The organism is Herbaspirillum sp. 1173 (genome assembly GCF_031455335.1).
In the GTDB taxonomy this organism is placed as follows: Bacteria; Pseudomonadota; Gammaproteobacteria; order Burkholderiales; family Burkholderiaceae_D; genus Herbaspirillum; species Herbaspirillum huttiense.
In genome coordinates this window covers 19,785-36,988 of the sequence record NZ_JAVDSP010000013.1, presented here as the reverse complement: position 1 = coordinate 36,988, position 17,204 = coordinate 19,785, and the positions used below count along the sequence as shown (strand labels likewise).

The window sequence follows — 17,204 nt, the reverse complement described above, 5'->3', positions numbered from 1 at the left end:
ACTAGAAGGAATGAGAGGAAGGAGAAGAAGGCAAGCCCGAATGCGCCATGCCGTAAGCCGGAGCGGCCTGTCCATGCGCACCATGCATGCCCCCCGCATCGGTGGCCAGATGCATGATGGCTTCCTGGGTGATGGCCGCGCCGGCCAGTTCACCGGTGATGCTGCCCTCGCGCATGACCAGCACGCGGTCGCAGATGCCGATCACTTCCGGCAGCTCGCTGGAAATGACGACAACGGCCACGCCCTGTTCGGCCAGCTTGTGGACAAGTTGATAGATCTCGCTCTTGGCATAGATATCCACACCCCGCGTGGGCTCGTCCAGGATCAGGACCTTGGGTGCGATCTCCAGCCAGCGCGCCAGCAGGACCTTCTGCTGGTTGCCGCCGGAGAGCTTACCCACTGCCACGCCGGGATGCGCGACCTTGACGTTGAGGCGCTGGATGGCATCGCGCGCCACGCCATCCAGCGCGCCGCTGCGTACCAGTCCCAGCGTGCTGTGGCGGCCCGCCACGTTCATGGTGGCGTTGGCTCCCACGGCCATCTGCAGGAACAGGCCCTGGCCCTTGCGGTCTTCCGGCACGTAGGCGATGCCGGCGCGCATGGCGGCGCGCGGTTCATCTATCCGCACCGCCTGGCCATCCAGCAGCACGTGGCCGCCGCTGCGGGCATCGGCACCGAAAAGCAGGCGCGCCAGTTCGGTACGCCCGGCACCGACCAGTCCGGCAAAACCGAGCACCTCGCCGGCACGCACCGCGAAGCTGGCCGGCCTGACCTTGCCGCCCGCCAGATCCTGCACCTGCAACACCACCGGCAAGGCCGCCGCGCGTTCCGGGGCCATGCGGGTGTGCTGGTAGAACTCGCCCAGCGAGCGGCCCACCATCATCTGCACGATGCGCTCGGAATCGATCTCCTCGCGTGCCAGTTCACCCACGAAGCTGCCATCGCGCAGCACCGTCACGCGATCCGCCAGGGCATACACCTCCGCCATGCGATGGCTGATGTAGATGATGGCCAGGCCCTCATCGCGCAGGCGTTTCACGACGCCGAAGAGATGCTCGGTCTCGCGTTCGGAGAGCGCCGCCGTCGGTTCATCCATGATGACGATGCGGCTGCGGTGTACCAGGGCACGGGCGATTTCGACCTGCTGCTGTTCGGCGATGGAAAGACGTCCGGCCCGGTCCGAGGCGCGGAAGCTGGCGCCCAATTGGCGGAGGACGGCATCGGTGCGCGCGCGCATGGCGGCGTGATCGATCAGCCCCCAGCGCGTGCGCAGTTCGCTGCCCATGAAGACATTGGCGGCCACGCTGATGTTGGGCGCGACCGCCAGTTCCTGGTAGATCAGGTTGATGCCGGCAGCGCGGCTGGCACCGGGGTCGCGCAGCGAGACCGGCTTGCCGTCCAGCAGGATCTGGCCGTCATCGGGCGCATGGACGCCGGACAGCACTTTCATGAGCGTGCTCTTGCCGGCGCCGTTCTCGCCCATGAGGGCGTGGATCTCGCCGGGGCGGATGGTCAGGTGCATGTCCGACAGCGCGCGCGTGGCCCCGAAGGACTTGCTGATGCCGGTCATCTGCAGAATGGGAGTGGAAGTCATGGCAATCAAAGAAAGCAGCCGCAGGACGGCAAGCGCGTCCCGCAGCCGGAAGATCTCCTGACTGCGGGCGCTGCGGATCGGGCTCGCTCACCTGTCAGGTGAGCTGCCAGATGCGTGGCTTCAGTTGGCCGGGACCCAGCCCTTGTAATCCGCCACGTTGTCGCGCGTGATCAGCTTGACCGGGAGCAGCTTGACGGCCTTCTCGGGGGCGCGGCCATTCATGACCTGATAGCCGATGGCCACGCTTTCAGCAGCCATGCCATATGGGTCCTGCGCGGGCGAGGCGGCGAAGAGCGACTTGCTGTCCTTGAGCGCACGCTCGGCATCGGGTGCGCCATCAACACCGGTGATGACCTTGATGTCGCTGCGCTTGGCCTGGCGGATCGCCAGTTCAGCCCCGATGGCAGTCGGGTCGTTGATGGCAAAGACGCCATCGATCTTGCCTTGCGCGGCCAGCAGATTGGACATGGTGGTCATGCCGCCATCACGGCTGCCGCCGGCGTTCTGGTTGTCGGAGAGGATCTTGATGCCGGGCGATTTCTTGAACTCCGCCTTGCAGCCGGTGACGCGGTCCATCACGGCCGAGACCGGCGGACCATTGACGATGACCACATTGCCCTTGCCCTGCAGCTTGTCGGCGATGAACTTGCAGGACTCGGCGCCGGCCATGGTGTTGTCCGACATGACGGTGACGTCCGCACCTTCTGCGGCCACGTCCACGGCCACCACCACGATGCCGGCCTTCTTGGCTTTCTTCACGGCCGGGCCGATGCCCTTGGAATCGGCGGCGTTGAGCACGATCAGGTCAACCTTGTTGGCGATGAAGTTCTCGATCTGGCCGACCTGGGTGTTGAGGTCATACTTGGAAGAGACCACGGTGACCTTGGCGTCCGGATTGATCTTGTGGGCGCCGCTTTCAGCGCCCTTGGCGATGGCCACGAAGAAGGGATTGGCCAGGTCGCCGAGGGTGACGCCGACCGATTTGAGGGGCTTGTCGGCGGCCTGGGCAGGGGCCGTGGCGGCGCCCAGTGCGATGGTGGCGCAGGCGATGGCGAGGGTTTTCTGGATCATGCTGGTCTCCGTTCTTGTTGGAAGTTCGAGGGGGATGGCTGGGGCCTGTCGCGGCCCTTTGCTGCTTGCTGCTTGCTGCATACAACACGCCGGAACGGTCAGTCCCGGCGAACAATCTGGTCGGCACGGCTGCGCGTCGTTTCGATCAGCGCTGCGTTGATTTCATCGCTGTGCATCACCCACGCCTCCGCCTCTTCCGGACTGCGGCCAAACTGCACGTGGCGCGCAATCAGCCGCTGCAGCCGCACGGCAGGATCGACATCGACATACCAGACCTCATCGAGCAAGGGCCGCACGCGCGACCAGTGGCCGCGGTCGAGCAGCAGGTAATTGCCTTCGGTGATGATGAGCCGGGTATCAGCAGGGATGGCGATGCTGCCGGCAATGGCTTCCTCGATCTCGCGCAGGAATTGCGGTGCGTAGATGACTTCATCGGCCTGCTGCTGGCGCAGCCGCGCCAGCAGGTGAACGTAACCGGCGCTGTCGAAGGTATCTTCCGCCCCTTTGCGCGTGGCGCGGCCCAGGCGTGCCAGCTCCGCATTGGCGAGGTGGTAGCCATCCATGGGCAGGATGACGGACTGCGTCAGTCCGTGCGCCTGTGCATGCGCCAGCAGCGCAGCGGCGAACGTGGACTTGCCGCTGCCGGGCGGACCGGCGATGCCGAGTATGGTGCGCTGGCCTCGGGCCAGCAGCGCTGCGAGCCGGTCGCTGAAGGGGGCCGGAATCATGGTCGACTCATTCCTTTTTCTAAGGACGGCCTGCCAGGCCATCCGTGCGCGCCGTGCGCGTTCTTTATTGAAATGCAGCACAACAGCAGCTTCTCCTGTTGTGCTTGCCTCGCCCATCTGCCGCATGGCAGGCGGCTGTCGTGCCAACCGGATGCGGACATGCGCGAATTGCGGAAAGCCGACAAACTAAGCGATTCTGTCTCCTGAATTTCAGCACTCCTGAATATTCATGCGTTATTTCTAATTATTGCTAGTTCCTCGTCGTCAACGTGATGAAATTTTCTTTGAATTTTTTCGATATCGATCCCCTTATGAGTAAGTCAGATCATTTTCAAGCTGCATGAAAAAAGGACGCTACCTTGGTGGTAGCGTCCTTGTGATTGTCTTTTTCGCGCAGGGCGAAAAAGCCGTGATGCAATGAGATCAGGCCCCGGCCAGCGCCGCCGCATCTGCTACCACGGTGGCATAGCGATCGGCCAGTTCGGTCAGCGCCACACGCTGGACCTCGGCCGCCTTGACCGGCGCACCGCCCAGGGGATCAGGCAGGTCGCGGGTAGCGCAGGCAGCCGCCACGACCGTGGAGGCATAGCCATGGTCCAGCGCCGAGCGCACAGTGGCACTCACGCACATGTGGGTAGCAAAACCGGTCACGATCAGGGACTTGCGGCCGGTCTTCCTGATGGCCTCGTCCAGCGCGGTACCGGCGAAGGCATTGGGCAGGCCCTTGGGCAGCACCAGCTCGTCGCCCTGCGGCTGCACGCCGTCGATGATGGCCACGTGCGGGCCTTGCGGATCGAACATGGCACTGCCCGGCTTGCTGTGGTGGACGATGTGGATCACCGGCGCACCGGCGGCACGGGCCTGGCGCAGCAGCTCGGCGATCTGGCCGACCGCGGCATCGATGCCGGCCAGCGGGGCGCGGCCGGTGGTGTATTCGGTCTGGTGGTCGATGATGAGCAGGACGGCTTCCTGCCAGGTGGCGGCGCGGGCGCTGCCACCGGCGATCTGGATCAGGGTCTGGGGTGAGGACATGCGCGGTTCCTTGTTAAAAATTGTTCGAGAGAAGTCGATAAAACGCTGCAACTGAACGTCAATGCACAGTGACGGACCATCTTAGTCCGATAAAATTCGCACTGCCATTCACCAAAATCGCCAGGCCCCTGTGAAAAAATTAACAGCCCGCAGCAAGGCCGCGCCCTTGCCCTCCCCGCAAGCCATGCATGCCGCCCTGGATGCCGACTGGGAGAGCCTGCGCAGCTTCGCCGCCTTCGTCGAAGCCGGCAGCCTCTCCGGCGCGGCCCGCGCGCTGGGCGTCACGCATGCCACCATCGGCCGCCGCCTGCAACTGCTGGAAGAGGCCTTGCAGGGTCCGCTGTACCTGCGCCGCGCCGAGGATGTGGAACTGACCCGCCTGGGCGAGAGCGTGCTGACGGCTGCCCGCGCCATGCAGGAACAGACCCGGCAACTGGCGCGCACCCTGGCGGGCGGGGACCTGCGGCTGGAAGGCAAGCTGCGCCTGGCCTGCACCGATGCCATCGGGACCATGTTCCTGGCCCCGCGCCTGCCCGCTCTGCTGGAGCAATGGCCAGCGCTGGACGTGGAATTCGCGCTGGGCCACCAGACCCTGAGCCTGGCGCGGCGCGAAGCCGACCTGGCCCTGCGCTTCGGCAAGCCCCAGGATGGCGAACTGATTGCCCGGCCGCTGGGCGCGGTGCGTTTTTACCTGTGTGGCACGGCCGACAACGTCGCGCTCTGGCGACGAGCGCGCAAGACGGCGCCCTTCGTGGCCTATGACGATGGCGTGCCGGACATTCCGGAGACGCGCTGGATCGCCGACCATGCCGCCGGCAACCCGGTGCGTTTGCGCAGCACCAGCCTGGTGGCGCAGTGCATGGCCGCGCGCGCCGGGGTCGGGCTGGCCTTGCTGCCAAGCTATCTGCTGGCACCGGAACTGCAGACTGTGGAGTCCGCGCCACAGCTGCAGCGCGAACTGTGGGCGGTATTCCATCGCGACCTCAAGACCCTGCCCCGGCTGCGCGCCGTGCTGGCATGGCTGCAGGACTGCTGCGCGCAACTCTGAGAATTGCCTCATGGACAGGCCCGCCCGGCGCTGGCGGCGGCTGCACGGGGCCTGCGGTGCTATAATCGCGAACCTCCGGGGATGGGCTCCACCACCGCTGCAGCAGCACATTCAAGCGGCCCGCCGCCCTCCTCCTCGCCGGCGCGCGCATGTTCCATGCGTCCTTCCTGCGCTCTTCGCCTGATAAAGATTTATGCAGAAAAAAGTATTCATCAAAACCTTCGGCTGCCAGATGAACGAGTACGACTCGGACAAGATGGCCGACGTGCTCCATGTCGCCGAAGGCCTCGTCAAGACCGATCGTCCGGAAGAGGCCGACGTGATCCTGCTGAACACCTGCTCGATTCGCGAGAAGGCGCAGGAGAAGGTGTTTTCCGACCTGGGCCGCCTGCGTGCGCTGAAGAAGGACAAACCCGACCTGCTCATCGGCGTGGGCGGCTGCGTGGCCTCGCAGGAAGGCGACGCCATCATCAAGCGCGCACCCTTCGTGGACATGGTGTTCGGTCCGCAGACCCTGCATCGCCTGCCGCAGATGATCTCCGAGCGGCGCTACAGCGGCCGTCCGCAGGTGGACATCAGCTTCCCCGAGATCGAGAAGTTCGACCACCTGCCGCCGGCCCGCGTGGAAGGGGCGACCGCCTATGTCTCCATCATGGAAGGCTGCAGCAAGTATTGCAGCTACTGCGTGGTGCCCTATACGCGCGGCGAGGAAGTCTCGCGCCGCTTTGAGGATGTGCTCACCGAAGTGGCCGGGCTGGCCGACCAGGGCGTGAAGGAAATCATGCTGCTGGGCCAGAACGTCAATGCCTATCGCGGCGTGATGGAAGACGGCGAGATCGCCGACTTCGCCCTGCTGATCGAATACATCGCCGAGCTGCCGGGCATCGAGCGCATCCGCTTCGTGACCAGCCATCCCAAGGAATTCTCGCAGCGCCTCATCGACACCTATGCCAAGGTGCCCAAGCTCTGCAATCACCTCTACCTGCCGGCGCAACACGGCTCGGACCGCACGCTGGCGGCGATGAAGCGCGGCTATACCGCGCTGGAATACAAGTCGGTGATCCGCCGCATGCGCAAGGTGCGTCCGGATATCACGGTGCAATCGGACTTCATCGTCGGCTTCCCCGGTGAGACCGAGGAAGATTTCGAAGCGCTCATGAAGCTGGTGGCCGATGTGGGCTTCGACAACAGTTTCTCCTTCATCTTCAGCCCGCGCCCCGGCACGCCGGCCGCCAGCCTGGCCGACGACACCCCGCAGGAAGTCAAGCTGGCCCGCCTGCAGCGCCTGCAGGCTGCGCTCAACGAGAACGCGGCAAAGATCAGTGCCGCGCAGGTCGGCACGGTGCAGAAGGTGCTGGTGGAAGGCATTTCCAAGCGCCGCGAGCATGAGCTGCAAGGCCGCACCGAGAGCAATCGCGTGGTCAACTTCGACGGTGGTCCGAACGGCCAGCGCCTGATCGGCGAGATCATCGAAGTCCGCGTGACCGAAGCCTTCCCCTTCTCGCTGCGTGGCGAGATCGTGACCCGTCATTGATGATTCAATCCCCTTAACCGGAATCGTGCATTGAAAAAAATCCCCAATCAGCCTCATCACTTCACGCCCCAGCCGCTGGACAACAAGCGCCTGGCCAACCTGTGCGGTGCGCTCGATGAAAACCTGCGCCAGATTTCCGCCGCGCTGGACGTGACCATCTTCCGCCGTGGCGACCGCTTCGTGGTTACCGGCACCAACGCCGAACGCGCCGTGGAAGTGCTGGAACGTTTCTACGAGAAGGCCGACCGTCCGGTGGCCGTGGACGATATCCAGCTGGCCCTGGTGGAGCAGCGCGCCAACGCCGCCGCCGACGAAGAAGCCGGCCTGCCGCCGCTGCCGGCGCGCCGTGGCAAGGCCGCTGCTGCACCGGCTGCGCCTGCCGCCGATGACAAGGACAGCCAGGACCCGCTGCCCGAGAGCCCCATCCTGAAGACCCGCAAGCACGACCTGCGCGGACGCACGCCGCACCAGAGCCAGTATCTGAATGCCATTCTGGAACACGACATCACCTTCGGTGTCGGCCCGGCCGGTACCGGCAAGACCTACCTGGCCGTGGCCTGCGCGGTCGATGCGCTGGAACGCGATGCCGTGCAGCGTATCGTGCTCACGCGCCCGGCCGTGGAAGCGGGCGAGCGCCTGGGGTTCCTGCCGGGCGACCTGGCACAGAAGGTCGATCCATATCTGCGTCCGCTGTATGACGCGCTGTATGACCTGCTGGGTTTTGACCGCACGCAGAAGCTCTTCGAGAAGCAGGCCATCGAGATCGCCCCGCTGGCCTACATGCGCGGCCGCACGCTCAATCACGCCTTCATCATTCTCGACGAAGCGCAGAACACCACGCCGGAACAGATGAAGATGTTCCTGACGCGCATCGGTTTCGGCAGCAAGGCCGTCATCACCGGCGACGTCACCCAGGTCGACCTGCATCACGGCCAGAAGAGCGGCCTGGTCGATGCGCTGTCGGTGCTGCATGACGTGCGCGGCATCGCCTTCTCGCGCTTCACCAGTGCCGACGTGGTCCGCCATCCACTGGTGGCGCGCATCGTCGATGCCTATGATGCCGCCGGCAACCCGCGCCCGGATACCGCGCGCGCCACTGCCCGCACTGCCACCAATCTCCTGACCAAATCCGCCAAGCCGCGCCATGCCAAAACATAAACTCACGCTGTCGGTGCAATATGCCGACGACCGCCTCAAGGACAGCATCACCCGCCCTCTCCTGCGCCGCTGGGTGCAGGCCGCGCTGTTTGCGCCGGCCGAACTGACGCTGCGTTTCGTCGGTTCCGAAGAAGGCCGTGACCTCAACCGCGACTATCGCGGCAAGGACTACGCCACCAATGTGCTGACCTTCGCTTATACGGAAGATGAAGACAGCGAAGTTACCGAAGCCGACATCATCTTCTGTACCGACGTGCTGGAGAAGGAAGCCGCCGAGCAGAAGAAGACCGTGGAAGAACACACCGCTCACCTGGTGGTGCATGGGGTGCTGCATGCGCAAGGCTATGACCACGAGGACGACGAGGAAGCCAACGAGATGGAAGCGCTGGAAACCGAGATCCTGGCTACCCTGGGCTACGACAATCCCTACAAGTCACGCTGAAGCAGAGACTGCCTTGCCGCTTCGGCAACGCAATCTGATGTCGCAAACAACGGTCTGCTACTGCAGGCCGTTTTTTGTTTGCGGCCCAGGTTTCATTTTTGTTGGTTTGCCTCAAGCGGTTGCCGCTTTATCACGCAAAAAAGTAATCGATTTTTCAGATGTGATCATCGATTTTTTCCGTTTCGTAATGGAGTGACAATTTGCTGGTGATTTTCCGCTGACATTTAACTAGGCAATTCAGGAAAAGCCCGATGGGAAGCGGACTCCGGCTGAACGAGAATGCTTCCACACCAATTAAACCCATCGGGGAGGATGTCATGAAGAACCTGAAGATCGGCCATCGTCTTGGCCTTGGCTTTGCCGCAGTACTGGTCCTGCTGGTGGCGGTTGCCACCTTCGGCCTGCAGCAAGTGTCGCGCCTGAACGATCGCATCATCTTCCTGACTTCCGTCGATGAGGGCAAGCTCGAAGCGCTTTCCAAAGTGCAATTTGCCGTGGGCCTGCGCGCCATTGCGGCCCGCAACCTGACGCTGGTCAATGGGACTGCCGAACAGAAAGGCGATCTCGACCTGGTCGGCAGCGCCCAGAAAGATATCGATTCCGGCATGGCCGAGCTGACCCGCCTGATGCAAGATCCGGCGACCACGCCGCAGGAACGCGACATGCTGGAGCAACTGCGCAAGCTGGAGGCGCAATACCTGCCGGTGGCCGTCAACATCGTCAAGCTGGCGACCTCGCAACAGAACGAAGCGGCACGCACTTCGCTGGTCAAGGATTGCATGCCCATCCTCAATCGCGTGATTGCCCACGTGGAGCAATTCAACAAGCTGCTGCGCAAGAATTCAGAAGCCAATGTGGACGCAGCTGAAGCCGCCTACGCCATGGCCAAGTGGACCATGATGGGAGCCAGCATTGCGGCCCTGATCCTGGGTGGCCTGATCGCCTGGCTGCTGACCCGCTCGATCTCCCGTCCGCTGGCCCAGGCCGTGAGCGTGGCGCAGAGCGTGCAGTCGGGTGATCTGGGAAGCCGCATTGAAGTCACCAGCAAGGATGAGCTGGGCCAGCTGATGGCCGCGCTCAAGGGCATGAATGACAGCCTGGTGGCCATCGTTGGTGAAGTGCGCCATGGTACCGACACCATCGCTGTGGCCTCTGATGAAATCAAGCGCGGCAACATGGATCTGTCCCACCGCACCGAACAGCAAGCCGGCTCGCTGCAGGAAACCGCCTCGGCGATGGAGCAGCTGACTGCCACCGTCAAGCAGACCTCCGACAATGCCCGCGAAGCCAAGCGCCTGGCCGACAATGCCTCGGACGTGGCCACCAAGGGCGGCGCCGCCGTGAACCGCGTGGTCGAAACCATGCACGCCATCAGCACCTCCTCGCACAAGATCGTGGACATCATCAGCGTGATTGACGGCATCGCCTTCCAGACCAACATTCTGGCCCTGAATGCTGCAGTGGAAGCGGCCCGTGCCGGTGAGCAAGGCCGTGGTTTCGCGGTGGTCGCCTCCGAAGTGCGCTCGCTGGCCCAGCGCTCGGCCGTTGCCGCCAAGGAAATCGAGGCGCTCATCAATGAATCGGTCGCCAAGGTCGCCACTGGTGAAAAGCAGGTCAGCGAAGCCGGGTCGACCATGGACGAAGTGGTCAGGAGCATCCAGAGCGTGACCCACATCGTGCAGGACATCAGCGCCGCCAGCGCCGAGCAGACTGCCGGCCTGGAACAGATCAACACCGCCGTGGCCCGGATCGACGAAACCACCCAGCAGAACGCAGCCCTGGTGGAACAGGCTGCCGCGGCCGCCGCGTCCATGCAGCAACAGAGCGTGGCCCTGACCGATGTGGTGAGCATCTTCAAGCTCTCGGCCGAGCAGGCTGCACCTAGCGGTGTACGCGGCTCGCAGCAGGCCGCTGTGCAGCAATATTCCCAAGACACGGCGATGCCGGCCCTGAGCTACGCCTGAGCACCAGGCAGAAAGTTTTTCCCTGAGGGTGTACTTGCCGGCATCGTGAATGCCGGCTTTTTTTTTGCTCGGTGAAATGGCGTGAAGACATCGGAATTTCCAAGAGGCAAGCGGGACGGCGGCCCGCTGTGGCCGGGCCTTTAGTGGACTTGTCACATAATTGTTGTATCCTATGGCTCTTCGAAACTACGTCGGGCTCGCGCCTAACGCCATGCAAGATCACCCTAGTAGCGTCAAGTCTGACGCTAAACCCCATCGTTCCCTGTTTGAACGACTCACCGCACTGATTTCCCCCGAGCCCGAGAACCGGGCAGAACTGCTCGAAGTGTTGCACGACGCACACGAGCGCAATCTCATCGACGCCGATGCGCTGTCGATGATCGAAGGCGTGTTCCAGGTCTCCGACCTGGCCGTGCGCGACATCATGGTGCCGCGCTCGCAGATGGACACCATCGACATTTCCAAACCGATCGAAACCTGGATGCCCGAAGTGCTGGCCACGTCCCACTCGCGCTTCCCCGCCGTGGATGGCGAGCGCGACAAGGTGATCGGCATCCTGCTGGCCAAGGACCTGCTGCGTTACTACGCCGAGGAATCCTTCGACGTGCGCGACATGCTGCGTCCGGCCATCTTCATTCCCGAATCCAAGCGCCTGAACGTACTGCTGCGCGACTTCCGCGCCAACCGCAACCACATGGCCGTGGTGGTGGACGAATACGGCGGAGTGGCCGGCCTGATCACCATCGAGGACGTGCTGGAACAGATCGTCGGCGACATCGAGGACGAATACGATTTCGATGAAGCCGAAGACAATGTGCTGGCCCTCAAGGATGGCCCGCACGGCGCGCGCTGGCGCGTGAAAGCCCTGACCGAGATCGAGCAGTTCAACGCCGAAGTGGGCAGCCGCTTCTCCGACGAAGACGCCGACACCATCGGCGGACTGGTCGCCAATCACGTGGGCCGCGTGCCGCGCAAGGGCGACGAATTCGACATCGATGGCCTGCACTTCGAAGTGCTGCGCGCCGATGCGCGCCAGGTCCACGTGCTGCTGGTGTCCAAGCTGCCGCCGGCACCGCTGGACGACGAGTGAATCGCCTGATCTGCCTGCCGTTGCAACCGTGACTTCCCCCTCCTCCCAAGACCTGCCGCTGCCGCGCGGCGCGACCGCTGCGCGCGGTCGCCTCGGCACGGCGCTGGCCCTGCTGCTGCCGGTGGCAACGGGTGCGGTCAACGTCTTCGCCTTCGCGCCCTTCAAGCTGTGGCCCTTGCAGATCCTGGCCCTGGCCTGGCTGTTCCATGGCGTGCTGGCGCAACCGCAAGCCTCCACCGGCCGCCACTTCCTGCGCGGCTGGCTGTACGGTTTCGGCTGGGCGGCGGCGGGCGTGCACTGGCTCTACATCAGCATGCATGACTACGGCGGCATGCCGGGCTGGATGGCGGCACTGGCCGTGGGCTTGCTGGCGCTCTATCTGGGCTTGTATGCGGGTGCGGCTACCGCGCTGGCAGGCTGGCTGCGCCATCGCTGGTCGTCCTCGCCGCTGGTACTGGCGCTGTTCATGCTGCCGGCGCTGTGGGCGCTATCGGAGTGGGCGCGCGGCTGGATCTTCACGGGATTCCCTTGGCTGATTTCGGGCTATGCGCATACGGTTGGCCCACTGGCCGGCTTCGCCCCGGTGGGCGGCGTCTATTTCGTCGGCTGGGTCGCAGCGCTCATCGCGGGCAGCCTGGCGCTGCTGTGGATGGGCCTCGCGCGCAAGGGCGTGGCTGGCACTGGCCAGCGCATCGTGCTGCCGCTGTGTGCTGCGGCCCTGCTGTGCGCGGGCGGCGTGGCCTTGCGGCTGGCGCACTGGACCACGCCACAAGGCCAGCCGATCACGGTGCGCCTGCTGCAGGGGAACATTCCGCAGGAAATGAAATTCTCCAACGATGCCCTGGTCTCCACCCTGGGCATGTACGAACAGATGATCAGCGCCGCGCCGGCCGACCTGATCGCCACCCCGGAAACCGCCATCCCGCTGCTGCCGCAGCAATTGCCGCCGGATTACCTGGAACGCATCGCGCGCTTCGCGCAAAAGAGCGGCAGCCATCTGGCGCTGGGCATTCCCCTCTCCGATGGTCCGCAGCTGTATGCCAATTCGGTGCTGGGCTTCGGCCCGGGACTGGGATCGGCCTTGATGCCCTACCGCTACGACAAGCACCATCTGGTGCCCTTCGGTGAATTCATCCCGCCGGGCTTCCGCTGGTTCGTCGACCTGATGCACATCCCGCTGGGCGACATGACGCGCGGCGCGCCGGTGCAGTCGCCCTTCGGCGTGAAGGACCAGTGGGTGCTGCCCAACATCTGCTACGAAGATCTGTTTGGCGAAGAAATCGCCGGCCAGCTGCGCGATGCCTACCGTGCCGGCCAGCCGCAGGCCAGCCTGCTGCTGAACCTGTCCAACATTGCCTGGTTCGGCAATTCGATCGCCCTGCCCCAGCACCTGCAGATCTCGCAGATGCGCACGCTGGAAACCGGCCGCCCGATGCTGCGCGCCACCAACACCGGGGCCACTGCGGTGATCCTGCCGGGTGGCACAGTCAGCGAACTGCCGCCCTACACGCGCGGCGTGCTCTCCGGCCAGGTGCAGGGCTATGGCGGCCAGACCCCCTACATTCTGCTGGGCAACAAGCTCATCGTCGGGCTGGCGCTGCTGATGCTGCTGCTGGCCTGGGGCCGCAACAAGGCCGCGCGCATTCGCCACTGATCTCAAATGCCAGGGGCCGGCAGTGCCGCGCCCTGGCAAAACCGGGTCAAACGCCCCAAAAGGCGCTAAAATTCAAGGTTTTCGCAATTCCTCCGCCGGTTCGCCAGGCCACCACATACGATGCTGACATTTCAACAAATCATCCTCAAGTTGCAAGAATATTGGGACGCCCAAGGCTGCGCACTGCTGCAACCCTACGACATGGAAGTCGGCGCGGGCACCTCGCACACGGCAACCTTCCTGCGCGCAATCGGCCCGGAACCGTGGCGCGCCGCCTATGTCCAGCCTTCGCGCCGTCCCAAGGATGGCCGCTATGGCGAAAACCCCAACCGCATGCAGCACTACTACCAGTACCAGGTGGTCCTGAAGCCGGCGCCGGAAAACATCCTGGACCTGTACCTGGGCTCGCTGGAGGCGCTGGGACTGGATCTGAAGCAAAACGACGTGCGCTTCGTCGAGGATGACTGGGAAAACCCCACCCTGGGCGCCTGGGGCCTGGGCTGGGAGGTCTGGCTCAATGGCATGGAAGTGACGCAATTCACCTATTTCCAGCAGGTCGGCGGCCTCGATTGCAAGCCGGTGCTGGGCGAGATCACCTACGGCATCGAGCGCCTGGCCATGTACCTGCAGGGCGTGGAAAACGTCTATGACCTGGTCTGGACCGAATGGACCGAGAACGGCGTCAAGAAGCACCTGACCTATGGCGACGTGTTCCACCAGAACGAAGTGGAACAATCCACTTTCAACTTCGAGTACTCGAACACCGACTTCCTGTTCTCGCTGTTCACCAACTACGAAGCCGAAGCCAAGCGCCTGATGGAAGTGCCGCTGGCCCTGCCCGCGTATGAACAGGTGCTCAAGGCCGCCCACACCTTCAACATGCTCGACGCCCGTGGCGCCATTTCGGTGACCGAGCGCGCCGCCTACATCGGCCGCATCCGCAATCTTTCGCGGGCGGTGGCGCAGGCCTACTTCGAATCGCGCGAGCGCCTGGGCTTCCCGATGCTGGGCCAGGCACCGGCACAAGCGGCCGCCTGAGACGCAGCAACACGACATCATGCGGCACCGGTTGACTTGACCGGTGTCCCGAGCAAGACAGCAAGACAGACAACATGAACCAGACACTCCTCGTAGAACTCGTCACCGAAGAACTCCCGCCGAAGGCGCTGGCCAAGCTGGGCGATGCCTTCGCCAATGGCATCTTCAATGGCCTGCAAAGCCGCGGCTATCTCGATGCCGGCGCTGCCGCCACCGCCTACGCGACGCCGCGCCGCCTGGCCGTCTCCATCACGCAAGTGCGCGCCGCCTCGCCGGACAAATCGATCCGCGAAAAAGTGCTGCCGGTGACCGTCGCATTGGACGCCGAAGGCCGCCCGTCGGCTCCGCTGGTGAAGAAGCTGGCCGCACTGGCCGCCTCCACCGGTGCCACCGTCATCACCCCGGACCAGCTGGAACGCGCCCAGGATGGCAAGGCCGAGAGCTTCTTCTACACCTATACCGCCAAGGGTTCGGCCCTGGCCGTGGGCCTGCAGGCTGCGCTCGACGAAAGCCTGTCCAAGCTGCCCATCCCCAAGGTCATGAGCTACCAGCGCCAGTTCGGCCGCGCGGCCGGCGAGACGGTGCACTTCGTGCGTCCCGCGCACTACCTGGTGGCGCTGCTGGGCAACGACGTGGTGCCGATCAATACGCTGGGCCTGGATGCCGGCCGTACCACGCTGGGCCATCGCTTCCTGTCCTCGGGTGTGCTGCAGATCGCCTCGCCCGATGCCTACGTCGAGGCACTGGCCACGCAGGGCAAGGTCATCGCCAGCTTCACCGAGCGCCGCGAAAAGATCCGCACAGCGCTGCTGGCCAAGGCCGGTGGCGATCAAGTGCTGATGCCGGATTCGCTGCTGGACGAAGTCACCGCACTGGTGGAATGGCCGGTGGTCTACGAATGCAAGTTCGAGGATGAATTCCTGGCCGTGCCGCAGGAATGCCTGATCCTGACCATGCAGACCAACCAGAAATATTTTGCGCTCACCGACGCCGATGGCAAGCTGCGTTCGCGCTTCCTGATCGTTTCCAACCTGGAGACCGATCGCCCCGAACACATCATCGGCGGCAACGAGCGCGTGGTGCGTCCGCGCCTGTCGGATGCCAAGTTCTTCTTCGAGCAGGACAAGAAAAAATCCCTGGCCGATCGCGTGCCGCAACTGGCCAACGTGGTCTACCACAACAAGCTGGGCAACCAGCTGCAGCGCACCGAGCGCGTGCAGGCACTGGCCGGCAAGATCGCCAGCCTGCTGGGCGGCGACGTCAAGCAAGCCGAGCGCGGCGCACTGCTGGCCAAGGCCGACCTGCTGACCGACATGGTCGGCGAGTTCCCGGAGCTGCAAGGCATCATGGGCACGTACTACGCGCGTCATGACGGCGAGTCCGATGAAGTGGCACTGGCCGCTTCCGAACACTACCAGCCGCGCTTTGCCGGCGACGCCTTGCCTGCCACCGCCACCGGTACCGCCGTGGCCCTGGCCGACAAGCTGGAAACCCTGGTCGGCATCTGGGGCATCGGCCTGCAGCCGACCGGCGACAAGGATCCGTTCGCCCTGCGCCGCCATGCCCTGGGCGTGTTGCGCATGCTGGTCGAAAAGCGCCTGCCGCTGTCGCTGACCGCCTTGCTGGATGCGACTGCGGGACTGTTCGCCGGAAACGCCAATTTCAAGGATCCGCGCGCCGATGTGCAGGCCTTCATCTACGACCGCCTGCGCGGCCTGCTGCGCGAGCGCGGCTTTGCACAGAACGAAGTGGAAGCCGTGGTGGCCCAGCAGCCTGACGTGCTGGACAACGTGGTGGAACGCCTGCAAGCCGTGCAAGCCTTCGCCGCCTTGCCGGAAGCCGAGGCCCTGGCCGCTGCCAACAAGCGCATCACCAACATCCTGAAGAAGATCGAAGGAGTGGCCATCGATGCCCACGGTGCCGTGCAGGAAAACCTGCTGCAGGAAGCCGCCGAGCAGGGCCTGTTCGCCGCCATGCAGACCACGCGTCCGCAGGTGCAGGCAGCCTACGCCGCGGGTGACTTCGCCGGTGCGCTCAAGGCCCTGGCACAGCTGCGCCAGAACGTCGATGCCTTCTTCAACGACGTGATGGTCAATGCCGAGGACGAACAGCTGCGCAAGAATCGCCAGGCCCTGCTGGCCTCGCTGCATGGCATGCTCAACCAGGTGGCTGACATTTCCAAGCTGGCGGCGTAATCCATCACGCTACCGGCTGTCGTACACGCAACACCGATCCGCCGCGCACGGGCTTGTCCTGGCGCGGCGGTATTCATGAAGGAAAGCAGGAATGAAACTGATCATTCTCGACCGCGATGGCGTCATCAACCAGGATTCCGATGCCTTCATCAAGTCGCCCGACGAGTGGATCCCCATCAAGGGTTCGCTGGAAGCGATCGCGCGCCTGAACCAGGCCGGCTATCGCGTGGTGGTGGCCACCAACCAGTCCGGCGTGGCGCGCGGCTTGTTCGACATCAAGACCCTCAACGCCATTCACCAGAAGATGCACAATGCGGCCCAGCAGGCCGGTGCCGATATCGATGCGGTGTTCTTCTGCCCGCACTCGGCCGATGACAATTGCGATTGCCGCAAACCCAAGCCGGGCATGTTCCACGAGATCGCCAAGCGCTTCAACATCAGCCTGCGCGGCGGTGTGGCGACCGTAGGCGATTCGCTGCGCGACTTGCAGGCGGGCTATGTGGCCGGCTGTGCGCCCTACCTGGTGCTGACCGGCAAGGGCGAGAAGACCCAGGCCAAGGGCGGCTTGCCGCCGGGCACGCTGGTTTTTCCGGATTTATCGGCAGTGGTTGATTTCATTCTGAAGTCGCCGGTCGGGGTCTCGGTATAGTGCCGTC

General features: G+C 64.1%; 14 protein-coding genes. 10 read left to right on the top strand and 4 right to left on the bottom strand.

The window, feature by feature from the left end:
- Position 1: 1 nt before the first annotated feature.
- The 4 genes from J2X56_RS25725 to J2X56_RS25710 all read right to left on the bottom strand — a co-directional run bounded on the left by J2X56_RS25725 (position 2) and on the right by J2X56_RS25710 (position 4,425).
- On the bottom strand, positions 2–1,594 hold the full coding sequence (locus tag J2X56_RS25725; RefSeq protein ID WP_204726040.1) for a sugar ABC transporter ATP-binding protein: 1,593 nt from the start codon (positions 1,592–1,594) through the stop codon (positions 2–4).
- A 120-nt stretch (positions 1,595–1,714) separates the two neighbouring features.
- Positions 1,715–2,665: an ABC transporter substrate-binding protein gene (locus J2X56_RS25720; protein ID WP_310163880.1), complete on the bottom strand. Its 951-nt coding sequence runs from the start codon at positions 2,663–2,665 to the stop codon at positions 1,715–1,717.
- Between the two features lie 98 nt (positions 2,666–2,763).
- The gene (locus tag J2X56_RS25715; protein WP_121037665.1) at positions 2,764–3,393 is read right to left on the bottom strand and encodes a nucleoside/nucleotide kinase family protein; all 630 of its coding nucleotides are present in this window, start codon (positions 3,391–3,393) and stop codon (positions 2,764–2,766) included.
- A gap of 423 nt (positions 3,394–3,816) precedes the next feature.
- On the bottom strand, positions 3,817–4,425 hold the full coding sequence (locus J2X56_RS25710; RefSeq protein WP_134135423.1) for a cysteine hydrolase family protein: 609 nt from the start codon (positions 4,423–4,425) through the stop codon (positions 3,817–3,819).
- A 184-nt stretch (positions 4,426–4,609) separates the two neighbouring features.
- On the opposite strand from J2X56_RS25710, the gene J2X56_RS25705 reads away from it, so the two are divergent.
- The 10 genes from J2X56_RS25705 to gmhB all read left to right on the top strand — a co-directional run bounded on the left by J2X56_RS25705 (position 4,610) and on the right by gmhB (position 17,197).
- Positions 4,610–5,473, top strand: coding sequence for a LysR family transcriptional regulator (locus tag J2X56_RS25705; protein ID WP_051156696.1), 864 nt, complete (start codon positions 4,610–4,612; stop codon positions 5,471–5,473).
- 193 nt (positions 5,474–5,666) lie between these two features.
- Positions 5,667–7,007: a tRNA (N6-isopentenyl adenosine(37)-C2)-methylthiotransferase MiaB gene (gene miaB, locus J2X56_RS25700; RefSeq protein WP_121037671.1), complete on the top strand. Its 1,341-nt coding sequence runs from the start codon at positions 5,667–5,669 to the stop codon at positions 7,005–7,007.
- A 30-nt stretch (positions 7,008–7,037) separates the two neighbouring features.
- Positions 7,038–8,165 carry a PhoH family protein gene (locus J2X56_RS25695; protein ID WP_034332135.1) on the top strand — a complete coding sequence of 376 codons (1,128 nt, stop codon included), beginning with the start codon at positions 7,038–7,040 and terminating at the stop codon, positions 8,163–8,165.
- Positions 8,152–8,607, top strand: a complete 456-nt coding sequence (gene ybeY, locus J2X56_RS25690) for an rRNA maturation RNase YbeY (RefSeq protein WP_008325707.1) — start codon at positions 8,152–8,154, stop codon at positions 8,605–8,607. Before J2X56_RS25695 ends, ybeY begins: the two co-directional genes overlap by 14 nt.
- Positions 8,608–8,924: 317 nt before the next feature.
- A complete protein-coding gene (locus J2X56_RS25685; RefSeq protein ID WP_310163874.1) occupies positions 8,925–10,571 on the top strand; it encodes a methyl-accepting chemotaxis protein in 1,647 nt (548 codons plus the stop codon).
- Positions 10,572–10,782: 211 nt separating this feature from the next.
- Positions 10,783–11,661 (top strand): HlyC/CorC family transporter, encoded by an 879-nt coding sequence (locus tag J2X56_RS25680; RefSeq protein ID WP_034332131.1) that lies wholly within the window; start codon positions 10,783–10,785, stop codon positions 11,659–11,661.
- 28 nt (positions 11,662–11,689) lie between these two features.
- A complete protein-coding gene (lnt, locus tag J2X56_RS25675; RefSeq protein WP_310163869.1) occupies positions 11,690–13,315 on the top strand; it encodes an apolipoprotein N-acyltransferase in 1,626 nt (541 codons plus the stop codon).
- 120 nt (positions 13,316–13,435) lie between these two features.
- The gene (glyQ, locus tag J2X56_RS25670; protein WP_039790129.1) at positions 13,436–14,353 is read left to right on the top strand and encodes a glycine--tRNA ligase subunit alpha; all 918 of its coding nucleotides are present in this window, start codon (positions 13,436–13,438) and stop codon (positions 14,351–14,353) included.
- Between the two features lie 74 nt (positions 14,354–14,427).
- The gene (glyS, locus tag J2X56_RS25665; RefSeq protein WP_252697618.1) at positions 14,428–16,548 is read left to right on the top strand and encodes a glycine--tRNA ligase subunit beta; all 2,121 of its coding nucleotides are present in this window, start codon (positions 14,428–14,430) and stop codon (positions 16,546–16,548) included.
- 91 nt (positions 16,549–16,639) lie between these two features.
- On the top strand, positions 16,640–17,197 hold the full coding sequence (gene gmhB / locus J2X56_RS25660) for a D-glycero-beta-D-manno-heptose 1,7-bisphosphate 7-phosphatase (protein WP_017451462.1): 558 nt from the start codon (positions 16,640–16,642) through the stop codon (positions 17,195–17,197).
- Positions 17,198–17,204: the final 7 nt, after the last annotated feature.